Source organism: Isoptericola sp. Y541, from assembly GCF_059445465.1.
This window is the reverse complement of record NZ_JCAIUJ010000004.1, coordinates 324937-340288: the sequence shown is the minus strand read 5'-3', so window position 1 is coordinate 340288 and position 15352 is coordinate 324937. Positions and strand designations below refer to the sequence as shown.

13 protein-coding genes are annotated in these 15352 nt (G+C 73.0%); 9 read left to right on the top strand and 4 right to left on the bottom strand.

Annotated features, from left to right (window positions below):
* Positions 1-176 precede the first annotated feature (176 nt).
* Complete coding sequence (gene cimA / locus AC1C2V_RS11770; protein WP_495389796.1) at positions 177-1826, top strand: citramalate synthase; 1650 nt, start codon at positions 177-179, stop codon at positions 1824-1826.
* A gap of 4 nt (positions 1827-1830) precedes the next feature.
* Here cimA and AC1C2V_RS11765 read toward each other — a convergent pair whose 3' ends face one another.
* Both AC1C2V_RS11765 and AC1C2V_RS11760 read right to left on the bottom strand, forming a co-directional pair.
* Positions 1831-2709, bottom strand: coding sequence for a MurR/RpiR family transcriptional regulator (locus tag AC1C2V_RS11765; protein ID WP_495389795.1), 879 nt, complete (start codon positions 2707-2709; stop codon positions 1831-1833).
* Positions 2706-3767: an N-acetylglucosamine kinase gene (locus AC1C2V_RS11760; protein ID WP_495389794.1), complete on the bottom strand. Its 1062-nt coding sequence runs from the start codon at positions 3765-3767 to the stop codon at positions 2706-2708. The genes AC1C2V_RS11765 and AC1C2V_RS11760 overlap by 4 nt, the downstream gene beginning before the upstream one ends.
* Positions 3768-3889: 122 nt before the next feature.
* Between AC1C2V_RS11760 and lplB the strand changes: the two genes are divergently transcribed.
* From lplB to AC1C2V_RS11725, 7 genes are all read left to right on the top strand, one after another.
* Entirely contained in the window at positions 3890-4966 is a 1077-nt protein-coding gene (gene lplB / locus AC1C2V_RS11755) for a lipoate-protein ligase small subunit (protein ID WP_495389793.1), read from the top strand.
* Between the two features lie 305 nt (positions 4967-5271).
* Positions 5272-6579: a sugar ABC transporter substrate-binding protein gene (locus AC1C2V_RS11750; protein ID WP_495389792.1), complete on the top strand. Its 1308-nt coding sequence runs from the start codon at positions 5272-5274 to the stop codon at positions 6577-6579.
* Positions 6580-6582: 3 nt separating this feature from the next.
* The gene (locus tag AC1C2V_RS11745; protein WP_495389791.1) at positions 6583-7554 is read left to right on the top strand and encodes a carbohydrate ABC transporter permease; all 972 of its coding nucleotides are present in this window, start codon (positions 6583-6585) and stop codon (positions 7552-7554) included.
* 86 nt (positions 7555-7640) lie between these two features.
* Complete coding sequence (locus tag AC1C2V_RS11740; protein WP_495389834.1) at positions 7641-8441, top strand: carbohydrate ABC transporter permease; 801 nt, start codon at positions 7641-7643, stop codon at positions 8439-8441.
* Positions 8438-10114: a glycoside hydrolase family 3 N-terminal domain-containing protein gene (locus AC1C2V_RS11735; protein WP_495389790.1), complete on the top strand. Its 1677-nt coding sequence runs from the start codon at positions 8438-8440 to the stop codon at positions 10112-10114. Before AC1C2V_RS11740 ends, AC1C2V_RS11735 begins: the two co-directional genes overlap by 4 nt.
* Positions 10111-11403 carry an anhydro-N-acetylmuramic acid kinase gene (locus AC1C2V_RS11730; RefSeq protein WP_495389789.1) on the top strand — a complete coding sequence of 431 codons (1293 nt, stop codon included), beginning with the start codon at positions 10111-10113 and terminating at the stop codon, positions 11401-11403. The genes AC1C2V_RS11735 and AC1C2V_RS11730 overlap by 4 nt, the downstream gene beginning before the upstream one ends.
* Positions 11400-12347 carry an N-acetylmuramic acid 6-phosphate etherase gene (locus tag AC1C2V_RS11725; RefSeq protein WP_495389788.1) on the top strand — a complete coding sequence of 316 codons (948 nt, stop codon included), beginning with the start codon at positions 11400-11402 and terminating at the stop codon, positions 12345-12347. Before AC1C2V_RS11730 ends, AC1C2V_RS11725 begins: the two co-directional genes overlap by 4 nt.
* 123 nt (positions 12348-12470) lie before the next feature.
* On the opposite strand, the gene AC1C2V_RS11720 is transcribed toward AC1C2V_RS11725, so the two are convergent.
* Positions 12471-13229: a YggS family pyridoxal phosphate-dependent enzyme gene (locus tag AC1C2V_RS11720; protein ID WP_495389787.1), complete on the bottom strand. Its 759-nt coding sequence runs from the start codon at positions 13227-13229 to the stop codon at positions 12471-12473.
* 131 nt (positions 13230-13360) lie between these two features.
* On the opposite strand from AC1C2V_RS11720, the gene AC1C2V_RS11715 reads away from it, so the two are divergent.
* Positions 13361-13759 carry a YccF domain-containing protein gene (locus tag AC1C2V_RS11715; protein WP_495389786.1) on the top strand — a complete coding sequence of 133 codons (399 nt, stop codon included), beginning with the start codon at positions 13361-13363 and terminating at the stop codon, positions 13757-13759.
* A 219-nt stretch (positions 13760-13978) separates the two neighbouring features.
* Here AC1C2V_RS11715 and AC1C2V_RS11710 read toward each other — a convergent pair whose 3' ends face one another.
* On the bottom strand, positions 13979-15331 hold the full coding sequence (locus tag AC1C2V_RS11710) for an MFS transporter (RefSeq protein WP_495389785.1): 1353 nt from the start codon (positions 15329-15331) through the stop codon (positions 13979-13981).
* Positions 15332-15352 lie beyond the last annotated feature (21 nt).

Here is a 15352-nt window from a genome sequence, read left to right as displayed (position 1 = left end):
GACACGCCTCGCGCACCAGCGTCGCTCGCTCATCATTCTGTAGCGCGTCCGGCCCACCCCACCGGACGCGCAGACCTTCCGTACCCCCGGAGGGTCTTTTTTGTTGACCTGATCGCCCAGATTTCCTCGATGCCCGGCCGCCCCGGCCGCCGCGTCACCGACGTGGGGAGTCCCGCATGACCGCCACCCCGTTCCACGTGTACGACACCACCCTGCGCGACGGCGCGCAGCAGGAGGGCATGAACCTCTCGGTGGCGGACAAGCTGGCCATCGCGCCGCTGCTGGACGAGCTCGGTGTGGGCTTCATCGAGGGCGGCTGGCCGGGCGCCGTGCCCAAGGACACCGAGTTCTTCCGCCGTGCGGCCAAGGAGCTCGACCTCAGGCACGCCGTCCTCGCGGCCTTCGGCGCCACGCGCAAGGCCGGGACCCGCGCCTGGGACGACCCGCAGGTGCGGGCCCTCCTCGACGCCGAGGCCACGGTCGTGACGCTCGTGGCCAAGTCCGACGTCCGCCACGTCGAGCGGGCGCTACGCACCACGGGCGACGAGGGCCTCGCGATGATCAGCGACACGGTCGCCTTCCTGGTGGGCGAGGGGCGGCGCGTCGTGGTGGACGCCGAGCACTTCTTCGACGGATACCGGACCGACCCGGCGTACTCGCGCGCCGCGGTGGAGGCCGCGTTCGCCGCGGGCGCGGAGGTCGTGGCGCTGTGCGACACCAACGGCGGCATGCTGCCGCACTGGGTCACGGACGTCGTGACCGAGCTGCGCGAGTCCCTGGGGATGCCGCACGTGCTGGACGCCGCCGCCGGCGACCCCCTGCTCGGCGTGCACGCGCACAACGACTCCGGCTGCGCCGTCGCGAACACCCTGGCGGCGGTGGCCGCCGGGTGCGGGCATGTGCAGGGCACCGTGAACGGGTACGGCGAGCGCACCGGCAACGTCGACCTCGTCACCGTCGTCGCGAACCTGGAGCTCAAGCACGGCCTGCGCACCCTGGCGGGCGAGGGCCTCGAGGAGGCCACCCGCATCGCGCACGCCGTCGCCGAGATCACCAACATCTCGCCGTACGCGCGTCAGCCGTACGTGGGTGCCAGCGCCTTCGCGCACAAGGCCGGCCTGCACGCCAGCGCCATCAAGGTGGACCCGGACCTGTACCAGCACATCGACCCGACCGCCGTGGGCAACGACATGCGCATGCTCGTGTCGGACATGGCGGGCCGGGCGTCGATCGAGCTCAAGGGACGCGAGCTGGGCTACGACCTCAGCGGGCAGGGCGAGCTGCTCACCCGCGTCACGACGCGGGTCAAGGACGCCGAGGCGCGGGGGTACACGTTCGACGCGGCGGACGCGTCGTTCGAGCTGCTGCTGCGCGAGGAGCTCACGGGCGCACGCCAGTCGTACTTCCGGGTCGAGAGTTGGCGCACCATCGTCGAGACGGTCGCTGGCAGCGCGGAGCACGACGCCGCGAGCCGGGACGCCGACGCCGTGGCGGAGGCCACGGTCAAGCTGCATGCCGGCGGCGAGCGCATCGTGGCGACGGGGGAGGGCAACGGCCCCGTCAACGGCCTCGACCAGGCGCTGCGCAGCGCGCTGGCGCGTGCGTACCCCCAGATCGAGAAGTTCGAGCTCATCGACTTCAAGGTGCGCATCCTCGACGCCCAGCAGGGCACGGACGCGACCACTCGCGTGCTGGTGGAGACCACGGACGGCCAGCACTCGTGGTCGACGGTCGGCGTCGGCCCGAACGTCATCGAGGCGGCCTGGGAGTCGCTGATCGACGCGTACGTGTACGGCCTGCTGCACGCTGGCATCGAGCCGCGCTGACGGCTCAGCGGGTCTTGGTCGGCAGACGGTGCGCCTGCACGGCGTCGTACGTGACCTTGAGTGCCGCGGTGGTCGCGTCGTAGCGGCGCTGGGCCACGCGCACGAAGAGGAAGTCGACCACCGCGAGCTGGGCGATGCGGCTCGACATGGCGCCGGACCGGAACTGTGTCTCGCGGGCCGTCGTCGAGAGGACGACGTCCGCGAGCTCGGCCAGCGGCGAGGCGGGGAAGTTGGTCACGGCCACGGTGGTGGCGCCGGCGTCCCGGGCCAGGGAGAGGGCCTGGTGCGCCTCGATCGTGGCGCCCGTGTGCGAGACGGCGACGGCGACGCAGCCCTCGCCGAGCAGGGCCGCGGACTGGAGCTGGCCGTGCACGTCCACGGGAGCGAAGCAGGCGATGCCGATGCGGGCGAGCTTCTGCGCGAGGTCCTGCGCGGTCAGGCCGCTGGACCCGACGCCGTACACGTCGACGCGGGGCGCCGCGGCCACGGCCTCGACCGCCCGCTCGAGCGCGTCGAGGTCGAGCATGCGCGCGGTCTCCTCGATCGTCCGCGCCTCGTGGAAGGCGATCTTGGACACGACGTCGGTCGCGGTGTCGGTCCGGTTGATCTCGCCCTCGGCGATGCCGGAGCGCTCGAGCTCGACGGCGCGGCGGCTCGTCGCCTGTGCGAGGTCGATGCGGAACTCGGGGTAGCCGGCGTACCCGACCGCGCGGCAGAACCGTACGACCGTCGCCTGCGACGTCCCGGCGCGCGCGGCGAGCTCGGTGATGGTGGCACCCACCACGCCGGGCGGGTCGTCGAGCACCACCTCGGCGATCCGGGCCTCGGCGGGGCGCAGCGTGGGCAGCGTCTGGCGGAGCCGGACGAGAACGTCACCGTTCATGCGGGGTGGTCTCCTTCCCGCCGGGCGCCGGCGGTCGGTGGGACGGACGGTAGGTCGGACGGCCGGACGGTGAGCCAGGGCTGATACGGCTCGACGAACCCGCCGTCGGGCAGCGACCTGGCCAGGCGCAGCGCCCCGTCGAGCGGGCTGCCGTCGGCCAGGACGAGGCGGACGTCGGGCCGCAGCGCGGCCAGGCGCGCCTTGAGCGGGGTGGTGACGGCGTCGCCGATGCCCGCGATGCCGCCGGTCACGGCGGCGAGCGGGGGGATACCGGGCCGCAGCGCGGCGGCGATGCTCGCGGCGAGGTGGGTGCCGGCGTCGTGCAGGACGGCGTTCGCGACCAGGTCGCCGGCCCGGGCGGCGTCGGCGACGGCGGGGGTGAACGACGCGAGGACGTGGGCGCGGTCGGCGCGGCCGTAGAGCGCGGCCGGCCAGCCCTCGACCGGCCCGAAGCGTTCCAGCGCCGCGGCCAGGAGGGTGGGGGAGGTGGTGCCCGGGCGGCCGTCGTGCGCGGCGATCGCCGCCTGCAGCCCGCGCGCGCCGATCCACGAGCCGGAGCCCAGGTCGCCCAGCAGGTGCCCCCAGCCGTCCACGCGGTGCCAGCGCCGGTGCAGGTCGGTGGCGAGCACGATGGCGCCGGTCCCTACGGCCGCCACGGCCCCGGGGCGCCCGCCCAGCGCGCCCAGGTGCGCGGCGAGTGCGTCCGAGGCGACGGCGGTGCGGTCGGCGCCGAGGCCCTCGGCGAGCGCGGCGTGCACGACGTCGGGGTCGCGGACGAGCGAGGGGAGGCCGGTGACGGACGCGGCGGCCGCCGCGACCCGGAGCCCGGGGCGTTGCCGCGCCAGGTCGGCGACGAGCTCGGCGACGACGTCGGCCGCGTCGCTCCCGTCCGCCGTGATGCGCACGGGGCGCCCGGTGAGGGTGAGCGGGGCGCCGTCGGTGGTGGCATGCGGCAGGTGGGGCTGCTGCGGCACGGCCACGAGCCTGGCGCCGCTGCCGCCGACATCGACGGCGACGACGTGCGGGATGGCGGCGTCCTGGGCGTCCCGGCTGGTCACGCGTCCCAGTGTGGCAGTCATTTTCTAAGATCGGGCACCTTACGAAAGGAATCTCGCCCGCTGGCATCGCGGTGTGACCGACGCCGCGTCCGGAGGGGCCTCGCCGCGGCTACCGTGGAGAGGTGCATGGTGAGTACAAGGTTCCCGGTGGCAAGCTCGTGACGGTCGACCTCGAGGCGCGCGACGGGCTGCTGACCGACGTCCGGCTCAGTGGCGACTTCTTTCTGGAGCCCGACGAGGCGCTCGAGGTGATCGACTCGGCCCTGGTCGGGCTGCCGCGGGAGGCGTCCACGAGCGAGCTCGCACGGGCCGTCGACGACGGGCTGCGCATCGCCGAGCAGGACCGCCGACTGGCCGGGCCCGTGACGATGATGGGCTTCGACGCGTGGGCGGTGGCCGTCGCGGTGCGCCGGGCGCTGGGCATGGCCACGTCGTGGGACGACCACACGTTCGAGGTGCTGCGCCCCGGCCCGCTGCCGCCGGCGACGCTCGCGGCCCTCGATCAGGTGCTCACCGAGGAGCTGGCGGCGGGACGCCGCGGCCCCACGCTGCGGTTCTGGGACTGGACCGAGCGGGCCGTCTTCATCGGCTCGTTCCAGTCGCTGAAGAACGAGGTTGACCCGGTGGGGGTGCGGGAGCACGAGGTGACCGTGGTGCGCCGGATCTCCGGCGGCGGCGCGATGTTCATGGAGGCGGGCAACTGCGTGACGTTCTCCCTGGTGGTGCCCGCCTCCCTGGTCGACGGCCTGTCCTTCGAGCAGTCCTACGCGTTCCTGGACTCGTGGGTGCTCGGCGCCCTGCAGGACGTGGGCGTCGAGGCTAGCTTCTCGGGCCTGAACGACGTCGCTTCGCCGGCCGGCAAGCTCGCCGGGTCCGCGCAGAAACGGTTCGCGGGCGGCGCGGTGCTGCACCACATGACGATGGCGTACGACATCGACAACGCGAAGATGCTCGAGGTGCTGCGGATCGGCCGGGAGAAGCTGTCCGACAAGGGCACGACCAGCGCGAACAAGCGGGTGGACCCGCTGCGCTCGCAGACCGGCATGTCGCGCGACGCGATCATCGACGCCTTCGAGGCGCACTTCAAGGCGCAGTACCGCACCACCGACTCGCAGCTGCGACCCGAGGAGCTCGAGCGCGCCGAGGATCTCGTGCGGACCAAGTTCGGCAACGCGGCCTGGATCAACCGCGTTCCCTGACCCGCGCTAGCCGCCAGAACCGCCCGGGCCCGAGGTCACCGTCCTGTCACGAATGTGTGCGGGGGCTTTCGTGATCGCCTCGGGGTCAGTAATCTCCCTCATAGGGCGACTCCCCGGAACTTCCTTTCAGTCCGGGCGTCGCCGCACGCACACCAGCGATCACTACGACAGCGAGACGACGACGTCACGCCGGACGACGGGGACGTCGGGACGACACGACCGCGAGGACGCCGGCGCACGACCGTGAGAATGGCGGTGCCGCGTACGAGGGGGCGGCCCCGGGGGGCCGCCAGGGGAGGATGACGATGCGGCGAGACATGTGGACCCGGACGACCGTGGGGGTGACGACGGCGGCGCTCGTGGCGCTCGGCGTCGCTGCCTGTGGCGGCGGCTCGGACGACGACGGGGGCGACGGCGCCAGCGGCGAGGGCAAGACCCTCGACGTGTGGATCATGCAGGGCACGAACCCCAGCGCGGACGCCTTCTTCGACGAGGTCGGCACGGCCTTCAAGGACCAGACCGGGGCCGACCTCAACGTCGAGTTCGTCGAGTGGGCGGACGCGCACGACCGGTTCGTCACCGCGATCGCGGGCGGCACCACGCCCGACGTGGCGGAGACCGGCACCACCTGGACGCCCGAGTTCGCCGACGCCGGGGCGCTCGCGCCCCTGGACGACTACGTCGCGGACGCCGGGCTGGGCGACGACCTGGTGGACGGCCTGGTCGAGGCGGGCACCTACGACGGGCAGCTCTACGGCATGCCGTGGTACGCGGGGGTGCGCTCCCTCGTGTACAACACGGAGATCTTCGAGGAGGCCGGAGTGGAGCCGCCCACCACGTGGGCGGAGCTCGAGTCGGCCGCCAAGGCCGTCAAGGCGAAGTACCCGGACAAGCTCGCCGTGGCGGTGCCCGGCGACGCCGAGTTCACGGTGTACCCGTGGATGTGGGGCGCCGGGGGCGAGGTCGCGACGCTCGACGGCGACACCTGGACGTCGGGCCTCGACAGCCCGGAGGCGCAGGAGGGGCTGAGCTTCTGGACGGGCCTGGCCAAGGACGGCTACTCCTCGGCCGGGGCCACCACCTGGAAGGAGACCGACGTGCTCGACGCGTTCGCGCAGGGCGACGTGGGCATGGCGATCATGGGCTCCTGGACGCCGGGCGCGATCGTCGAGGCCAACGCGGACATGGAGGGCAAGTTCGCGGCCGTGCCGATCCCGGGCAAGGACGGCGGCATGTCGCCGTCGGTGCTGGGCGGCTCGCACCTGAGCGTGTTCTCCACGGCCGAGGAGCCGGACCTCGCCTTCGAGTTCGTCGAGCTCATGACGACCGGTGAGTTCGCCACGCAGTGGGGCGAGCAGGCCGGCTACTTCCCCGGCCAGAAGTCGTTGCTCGACGAGACGCTGCAGAGCACCGACCCGCTGGTCGCGCCGTTCGCGCAGCAGTTCGTCGAGGGCGGCGCGTCCGTGCCGGTTTCACCCCACTTCGGCGCCGTCCAGGCCAAGGCGACGACGGGAACGATGATGCAGTCGATCCTCTCCGGCGAGGAGGACGTGGCGACCGCCAGCAAGAAGGCGGCCGAGGAGATGACCTCGCTGCTCAACGGCGGAAGCTGACGGATGGCGAGCACTCTCCCCGTTGCGGCACCCGCCGCCCCCGGGCACCAGCCCGAGGGCGGCGGGCGCCGTCCGGTCGGCAAGTCCGTCATCGCCCGTATCCGGCCATGGATGCTGCTCGCGCCGGCGCTGCTGGTGCTGGCGGTGCTTCTCCTGTGGCCGCTGGTCAAGGTCACCCTGTTCTCCCTGCAGGACTACGGGCTGCGCGAGATCGTCTCCGGCGAGCCGAACTGGATCGGCCTGGCCAACTACGTCGAGGTCTTCACCTCCGCCCAGCTGTGGCAGGTCGTGCTGCCCAACACCGTGCTGTTCGCGATCGCCTCCGTCGGCTGCACCGTCGTCTTCGGCACCGCGGTCGCGGTGCTCCTGGCCTCGCTGGGCCGGGTGTGGCGCACGATCGTCTCGAGCGCGATCATGGCCGCCTGGGCCATGCCCGCCGTCACCGGCACCTACGTGTGGGTATGGATCTTCGACGCCGACCGGGGCGTGTTCAACCACGTGCTGCAGGTGCTCGGGCTGCAGGACCAGCCCGTCAACTGGTTCACCGACCGGTGGTCGTTCTACGCGATCGTGCTGCTCAACGTGGTGCACCACGGCTTCCCGTTCGTGGCGATCACCGTGCTGGCCGGCCTGCTGGGCGTGCCGAAGGAGCTGCTCGAGGCGGCGGAGATCGACGGGGCCGGCTCGTGGCGCCGCTTCTTCTCTGTGATCGTGCCGCAGCTGAAGCAGATCTTCGCCGTCGTGATCATCCTGTCGACCATCTGGGACTTCAAGGTCTTCGCGCAGGTCTACCTCATGCCGGGCGGGGCGGGCACCAACCGCGAGGTGCTCAACCTCGGCGTGTGGTCGTACGTCGAGTCGTTCGGGCAGAACCGGTACGGCTTCGGTTCGGCGATCGCCGTGCTGCTCACCCTGCTGCTGCTCGGCATCACCGTCGCGTACGTGCGGACGATCCTGAAGGAGGAGGAGCTGTGAGCGTCGCGACGAGACCGCCCCGGCAGGACGCCGGCCGCGCGCCCGCCGTCCGGCGCGGGTCCCGACGACCGCCGCGCGCGGTCCAGATGGGCAAGGGCGTGGCGGTGACGCTCCTGCTCGTGTTCACGCTCTTCCCGGCGTACTGGATGCTCGTGAGCGCGTTCGACGCGAAGGCCGGCCGCGGCGCGTCCTTCGTGCCGGCGGAGCCGACCCTCGACCACTTCCGGTTCGTGCTGACCGACGGCGGGTTCGACGTCTTCCTGCGCAACTCGCTGGTGGTGGCGCTCGCCACGGTGGTCGCGTCGTCGGTGCTGGCGCTGCTCGCGTCGGTGGCCGTCGCGCGGTTCCGGTTCAAGCTCCGCACCCAGGTGCTGATGCTGGTGCTCATCGTGCAGATGGTGCCCCTGGAGGCGCTGGTCATCCCGCTGTTCGTGCAGGTGCGCGACCTGCAGCTGCTGGGCAGCCTCGTGGGCCTCGTCGTCGTGTACGTGGCGCTCGCGCTGCCGTTCGGCATCTGGATGCTGCGCGGGTTCGTCGCGGCCGTGCCGGTCGAGCTCGAGGAGGCCGCCTATCTGGACGGCGCCACCTGGGGCCGGATGTTCCGCTCGATCCTGCTCCCGCTCGTGGCGCCGGGGCTGGTGGCCACGAGCATCTTCAGCTTCATCACGGCGTGGAACGAGTTCGTCTTCGCGATGACGCTGCTCGGGGGCGAGACCCAGAACTACACCGTGGCCATCGGGCTGCGGTCGTTCTTCGGCCAGCACTCCAACGACTGGGGCGCGATCATGGCCGCCTCCACGATCATCACGTTGCCGGTGATGATCTTCTTCATCATCGTCCAGCGGCGCCTCGCGTCCGGGCTGACCGCCGGGGCGGTGAAGGGGTGAGCGCGTCCGACGAGGTCGAGCGGGCGGTGCACGGCGTGCTGCTGCCCGGCTTCACGGGGACCACCCCGCCGCCGTGGCTCGCCGGCGCCGTGCGCGACGGGCTGGCCGGGGTCGTGCTCTTCGCCGGCAACACGCCCGACCTGGCGACGACGGCCGCCCTCACGGCGCAGCTGCACGCGCTCTCGCCCGACCTGCTGGTCGCGACGGACGAGGAGGGCGGGGACGTCTCGCGGCTCGAGGCCGCCGCGGGGTCGTCCCTGCCCGGCGCCGCCGCGCTCGGCGTCGTCGACGACGAGCGCCTGACGGGCGACGCCGGGGAGGCGCTGGGCCGGCTCCTCACCGCGGCGGGCGTCGACCTCGACCTGGCCCCGGTGCTCGACGTCGACACGCCGGAGAACCCGGTGATCGGCGTGCGCGCCTTCGGAGGCGACCCGAGCGCGGTGGCCCGGCACGGCGTCGCGTTCGCGCGCGGGCTGCACCGCGGCGGCGCCGGGACGTGCGCCAAGCACTTCCCCGGGCACGGGTCCACGACCACTGACTCGCACCTCGAGCTGCCCGTCGTCGACGCCGACCTCGACACCCTGCGTCGCCGCGACCTCGTGCCGTTCGTCGCCGGCTTCCCGAACGACGGCGGGGACGGAGGCGCGGGGCCCGCCCTCGACACGCTCATGACGGCGCACGTGGTGGTGCCCGCCCTGGGCCCCGCGCCCGCCTCCCTCGAGCCGGCGGTGGCCGCCCTCGCCCGCGAGCTCGGCTTCGCCGGGCCCGTCATCACGGACGCCCTGGACATGCGCGCCGTCTCCGACGGCGCGGACGTGGGCGAGGCGGCGGTGCGCGCCGTCGAGGGCGGGGCCGACCTGCTGTGCCTCGGCACGACGTCGGACCGCGACGACGCGTCGCTGTTCCGCTCCGCGGTCGCGGCCCTCGTCGCCGCCGTCGCCGACGGGCGCGTGAGCCTCGAGCGGCTCGCCGCCTCCCGGCGGCGCACGGACGAGCTCGTGCGCCGGCTCCGCGCCCGGCGCGAGCGGACCGGGGTGACGCCGGGGCCGGAGTCCGCGCGGCGCGCGCAGGAGGCGCTCGCCGCGGTGGGGGAACGCGTCGCCCGGCAGGCCGTGCGCGCGGTGGGCGAGGCGGGCACGGTGGCGATCGCCGGCGCGCGCCATGTCGTCGAGCTTCCTGTCGTCGAGCCTCCTGTCGCCGAGCCTCCTGTCGTCGAGCCTCATGTCGTGGACCTGCGGCTGCGGCTCGACCACGCCGCCGGCCGCACCGCCCAGCACGTGCAGCACGCCGTCGCCGAGCGGTGGCCCGGCGCCGTGCTGCACCCGGCGCTCGACGACGCGGGCTTCGCCGCGCTGCTCACGGAGCTGCAGGAGGGCGCGCACGGCGTGCTCGTCGGCGGCGCGGCCGCGGCCTCGCCGGTGGTCGGCGTGACGCGCGAGCCGGTGCCCGGCGGCGCCGAATACTCCCGGCTCGCCGAGCTGCAGAAGGTGCGGCCCGACCTGGTGGTGGTGCACACCGGCGTACCGGACGCCGGAGCGCGCTGGCTGGCCACGCTGCCCGGCGGCGCGCCCGCGGCCGTTCTCGCCTGCGGCACCGGCCGCGCGAACGCCGAGGCGGCCGCGGCCCTGCTCGCGGGGTCCGACGACGCCGTCGACGGGGAGGCGGGGCGATGATCGTCATCGGCATCTCGTCCGGTACCAGCGTCGACGCCATCGACGCGGCGGCCGCCGACCTCGACCTGCGGGCGGACGGCACCCTGCACCTGCGCCCGCTCGGCCACACGGAGTACCCGTGGCCCGACCAGCTGCGCCGGCGGATCCTCGCCGCGCTGCCGCCCGCCGCCGTCGACATGGGCGAGGTCTGCCAGCTCGACACGCTCGTCGGGCAGGAGCTCGGCGCCGCGGCCCGGCGCGCCGTCGACGACCTGGCCGGGGGAGACGCCGACCTCGTCGCGTCGCACGGCCAGACGCTGCACCACTGGGTGGTGGCCGGGCGGACGCGCGGCACGCTGCAGCTCGGCAACCCGGCGTGGGTGGCGGAGCGGTCCCGCCGCCCGGTGGTGAGCGACTTCCGCGTGGCCGACGTCGCGGCCGGCGGTCAGGGGGCCCCGCTCGTCAGCATCCTCGACGCGCTGTGGCTGGGTCACGACCCGGCGGACGGGGCGCGGCACACGGCGGCGCTCAACGTGGGCGGCATCGCCAACGTGACGATCGTCGGCGCGCACGACACACCCGTGCTCGCCTGGGACACCGGCCCCGGCAACTGCCTGATCGACCACGCGGTGCAGCGCCTCACCGGGCGGCCCTTCGACGCCGACGGCGCGCTCGCGGCGCAGGGCCGGGTACACGGCGCGGCGCTGGAGGCGCTCCTCGCCGACCCGTACTACGACCTGCCCGTACCGCGGTCCACGGGCCGCGAGCTCTATGACGGCGAGTACGTCACGACACGGCTCGCCGCCGCGGGCGTGCGGGCCGACGACCTGAGCACGGCCGACCTCGTCGCCACGCTGACCGAGCTCACGGCGGCCACCGTCGCGAGGTCGCTCGCGGAGCAGGTCCCCGCCGGCGGCGTGGACCGGGTCGTGATCTCCGGCGGCGGCGCGCGCAACCCCGTGCTGCGCGAGCGGCTGCAGGCTCTGCTGCCGGCCACGACGGCGCTCGTCACCGCCGACGAGCTGGGCCTGCCCGCAGACGGCAAGGAGGCCTACCTGTTCGCGCTGCTGGGCTTCCTCGGCGTCCACGGCGTGCCGGGCACGGCCGCCGGGCCGCACCGGCGGCAGGCCACCGGCGCGCGGCGGCCCGTGGTTCTCGGGTCGTTGACCCCGCCCACGCCGCTGCCCGCGCCCGCCGTCCGGGCACCCGTGCGTCGCCTCGTGCTGACGACCTCGCCGAGCCACCTCACGACACCGAGCCACACGACGACGCCGAGCCCCCTGACCTCTCCGAGAGGAAGCAACCGATGACCGATGACGGCCTGCCCGGGGACGGCGACTTGCTCGCCGTGGCCCGTATGACCTCGCCCACGGAGGAACGCAACCCGCGCACCACGGACATCGACCTGCTGCCCGCGGCCGACGTCGTGCGGCTCATCCTCGACGAGGACGCGGGCGTCGCGAGCGTCGTGCGCGCCGAACGGTTCCGGGTCACGCAGGCGGTGGAGCTCGCGGTGGCGGCGATCCGCGCCGGCGGGCGGGTGCACTATGCGGGGGCGGGCACGTCCGGGCGGCTCGGGGTGCTCGACGCCGTCGAGCTGATGCCCACCTACGGCGTCGGGCCCGAGTGGTTCGACGCCCACCTGGCCGGCGGCTCCGACGCAATGACCCTCTCCGTCGAGGGTGCCGAGGACGACGTCGAGGCGGGGCGGCGCGACCTGGACCACGTGGGGCGCCGCGACCTGGTCGTCGGGCTCGCGGCGAGCGGCCGCACCCCGTACGTCGGCGGGGCGCTGGATCTCGCGCGGGAGCGCGGCGCCCGCACCGCCCTGGTGAGCGCCAACCCGACGGCGTCCCTCGCGGACGGCGTCGACGTCGCGATCCTGCTGGACACCGGGCCCGAGGCCGTCACCGGGTCCACGCGCATGAAGGCCGCCAGCGCGCAGAAGATCGTGCTCAACACGTTCTCGACGGCCACCATGGTGCAGCTCGGCAAGACGTACTCCAACCTCATGGTCGACGTCCGTGCCACCAACGCGAAGCTGCGCGCGCGCCTCGTGCGGCTGCTCAGCCAGGCGTCCGGCCTGACGCCCGAGGTCTGCGCGCCCGTCCTCGCCGACGCGGGCGGCGAGGTGCAGGTGGCGCTCGTCATGCTCCTGGCGGGGGTCGACGAGCCCGCCGCCCGGGGCACGCTCACCGAGGCCGGCGGCGTCCGCGGCGCCCTCGCGCTCCTGGGCGGCGCCCCGCCGAGGTAGTCCCGAATTTCGCGAGGTAGTTCGAAATCTCGCGAGGTAGTTCAACGCCGGGCGAGGTATTTGCGCTCGTCGCGAGCGCGGAACTACCTCGCGAGATTTCGAACTACCTCGCGGAATTCGGGACTACCTCGCGGCGGGGCGGGCGCCGAAGACGGCGGTGCCGACGCGGACGATCGTCGCGCCCTCGGCGACGGCGAGCTCGAGGTCGCCGGTCATGCCCATGGAGAGCTCGTGGGCCGTGACGGTGCCGGGCGCGCCGCTCGCGAGGACGTCGTCGCGGATTCGGCGCAGGCGGGCGAAGCCGGCCCGGACGAGCTCGTCGTCGTCCGAGCGGGCGCCGATGGTCATGAACCCCGTGAGGCGCAGGCCGGGGAGGGCGGCGATCTCGGTGGCGAGTGCCGCGGCGTCGTCGGGGCCCACCCCGGTCTTGGTGTCCTCGCCGGACACGTTGACCTGCACCATGACGTCGAGCGTGCGGCCGTCGCGCTCGCACCGGGTGGACAGCGCCCGGGCGAGGGCGGCGGAGTCCACGGAGTCGACGGCGGAGGCCGCGGTGAGCACCTGGTTGACCTTGTTCTTCTGCAGGTGGCCGATGAGGTGTGCCTCGACCCGCCCGGCGACGACGAGCCCGGCCAGCGCCGGCGCCTTGGCGACGAGCTCCTGCACGCGGTTCTCGCCGATCAGCACCGGCCGGTCGTCGCCGGTCTCGGCGGCGTGGTCGAGGGCTGCGTGCACGCCGGCGAGCAGCGTCTCGGCGTCCTGGGTCTTGGTGGCCAGCTGCACGCGGACCTCGCGGGGGTCACGACCGGCGTCGCGGGCGGCCGCGGCCACGCGGGCGTGGACGGCGGCGAGACGCGCGGGGATCCCGGGACAGCTGGGCATGCGGCCCATCCTACGGAGTGAGGAGCGGCTCCCTGGCACGCGGACGGCACCCGGCTGGCACCCGGATCTCAGGGTCCGGTCGGGGGAGTCCCGGGTGGTGCGGGCGGCGTGCGAGCAGCGAGGATGGTGGCGTGAAAGCACTGCTCAACATCATCTGGCTCGTGTTCGGCGGCTTCTGGCTCGCGCTCGGCTATGCCGCGGCGGGAATCCTGTGCTGCATCACGATCGTCGCCATCCCGTGGGGCATCGCGTCGTTCCGCATCGCGGGCTACGCGCTGTGGCCGTTCGGCCGCACCGTGGTCGACAAGCCGGGGGCCGGCGGGTGGTCGGTGCTGGGCAACATCATCTGGATCGTCTTCGCGGGGATCTGGCTCACCATCGGGCACATCACCACCGCGATCGCGCAGGCGATCACGATCATCGGCATCCCGCTCGCGATCGCGAACCTCAAGATGATCCCGATCTCGCTGCTGCCGCTGGGCAAGGACATCGTGCCGAGCGACGCCCGCTTCCCGACGTACCAGCACTGAGGCCCCGGCGGCGAGAGGGATCAACCTGCATCAACCGCTGCCATCAATGTGGACGGTCCCCGGCGTCGGCCCGTAGCTACGCCTTCCTGCCCGAGCGGGTCCGGCTCGTCCGGGACCGGAAGATCGACCCGGGCCACCGTGCCACCGGGGCGACCGTCGCGGCCACGAAGAGGGACGCGCTGGGGTGTGGAGAGAGGGCTCAGCCACTGGCACCCGGACTCACGGAAGTGCGACAGAGTCCAGGGGCGTGCTCGCCGGCTGGGCCCCGATGTCGGAGAGCTCCTTGTCGGAGTTGTCACTGCCTACGACCACCGCGACACCCGTGACGGCCAGCGCGAGCACGATGTAGATCCCCAGCAGCCAGACCTGCCCGGACGCCGCCGCGATGAGCGCCGTGCCGATCAGCGGCGCTGTCCCACCGAAGATTGCCGTTCCGATCTCTCGGCCTGCGCTGACGCCGCTGTAACGGACACCGGAGTCGAACATCTCGGCGACGAGGGCGGCCATCGGCCCAAAGATCATGTCCTTGAGGATCGGCAGCCCGATGATGATGGCCAGCCATACCAATGGCGTGCTTCCCGTGTGCAGGAGCGCGAAGAAGGGGAACACGTAGAGGATCGTCAACGCCACGCCGGCGACCATGACCTTTCGCCTCCCGATGCGGTCGGAGAGCCAGCCCCAGAACGGGATCGTGAGGATCTCCAGGCCGGCGGCGAAGCCAATGGCCCACAGCAGGGCGGACTTGTCGATCCCGAGGTCCGTCGTCCCGTAGGACAGGACGAAGGTCTGGATCAGGTAGCCCCAGACGCTGACTCCCATGGTGACGCCGATGATCCGCAGGATTGAACCGCGATACTCCCGGACGACACGTCCCAACGGGAAGTGAACGACCTTGTCGGCGGCCTGGGCACCTGTGAACTCTGGGGTGTCCTCCAGCCGGCTCCGGACGATCGCGCCGAAGACGGCCAGCGCGATACCGGCCAGGAACGGGACGCGCCAGCCCCAGCTGAGGAAGGTCTCGTCGGGCAGCATGGAGAACACCGCGAAGACCACGGTCGCGAGGACGAACCCGGCGCCGGTCCCCATCGACGGCAACGCCCCGCGAAGACCGCGCTGACTGGCCGGTGCGCTCTCGATCGTGAGCAGAGCAGCGCCGGCGAACTCGCCTCCCACCGCAAATCCGGAGACGACTCGCAACGTGACGAGAAGCACCGGGGCCAGCATCCCCACTTGGTCGTAGGTCGGGAGACAGCCGATGAGGGCCGAGCTGATACCCATCGTGATGAAGCTGGCCATGAGCACAGGCTTCCGGCCGATCCGGTCCCCGAGGTTGCCGAGCACCAGCCCACCGATCGGACGCGCCAGGAAGCCGACGCCGAGCGTAGCGAACGATGCCAGCGTTCCCGAGACCGACGAGTTGCCGAACATCAACGGCCCGAACACCAGGGCGGCCGCCAGCCCGTACAGGTTGAAGTCGTACCACTCCAGAACCGTGCCCACCGTGCTGGCCAACGTCATCCGGGAGCGAGACCTCTTGTCTCGCGCGGCGGCGTCCTCACGTTGTTGACTCATCCATTCACTCCTTCGTGACAT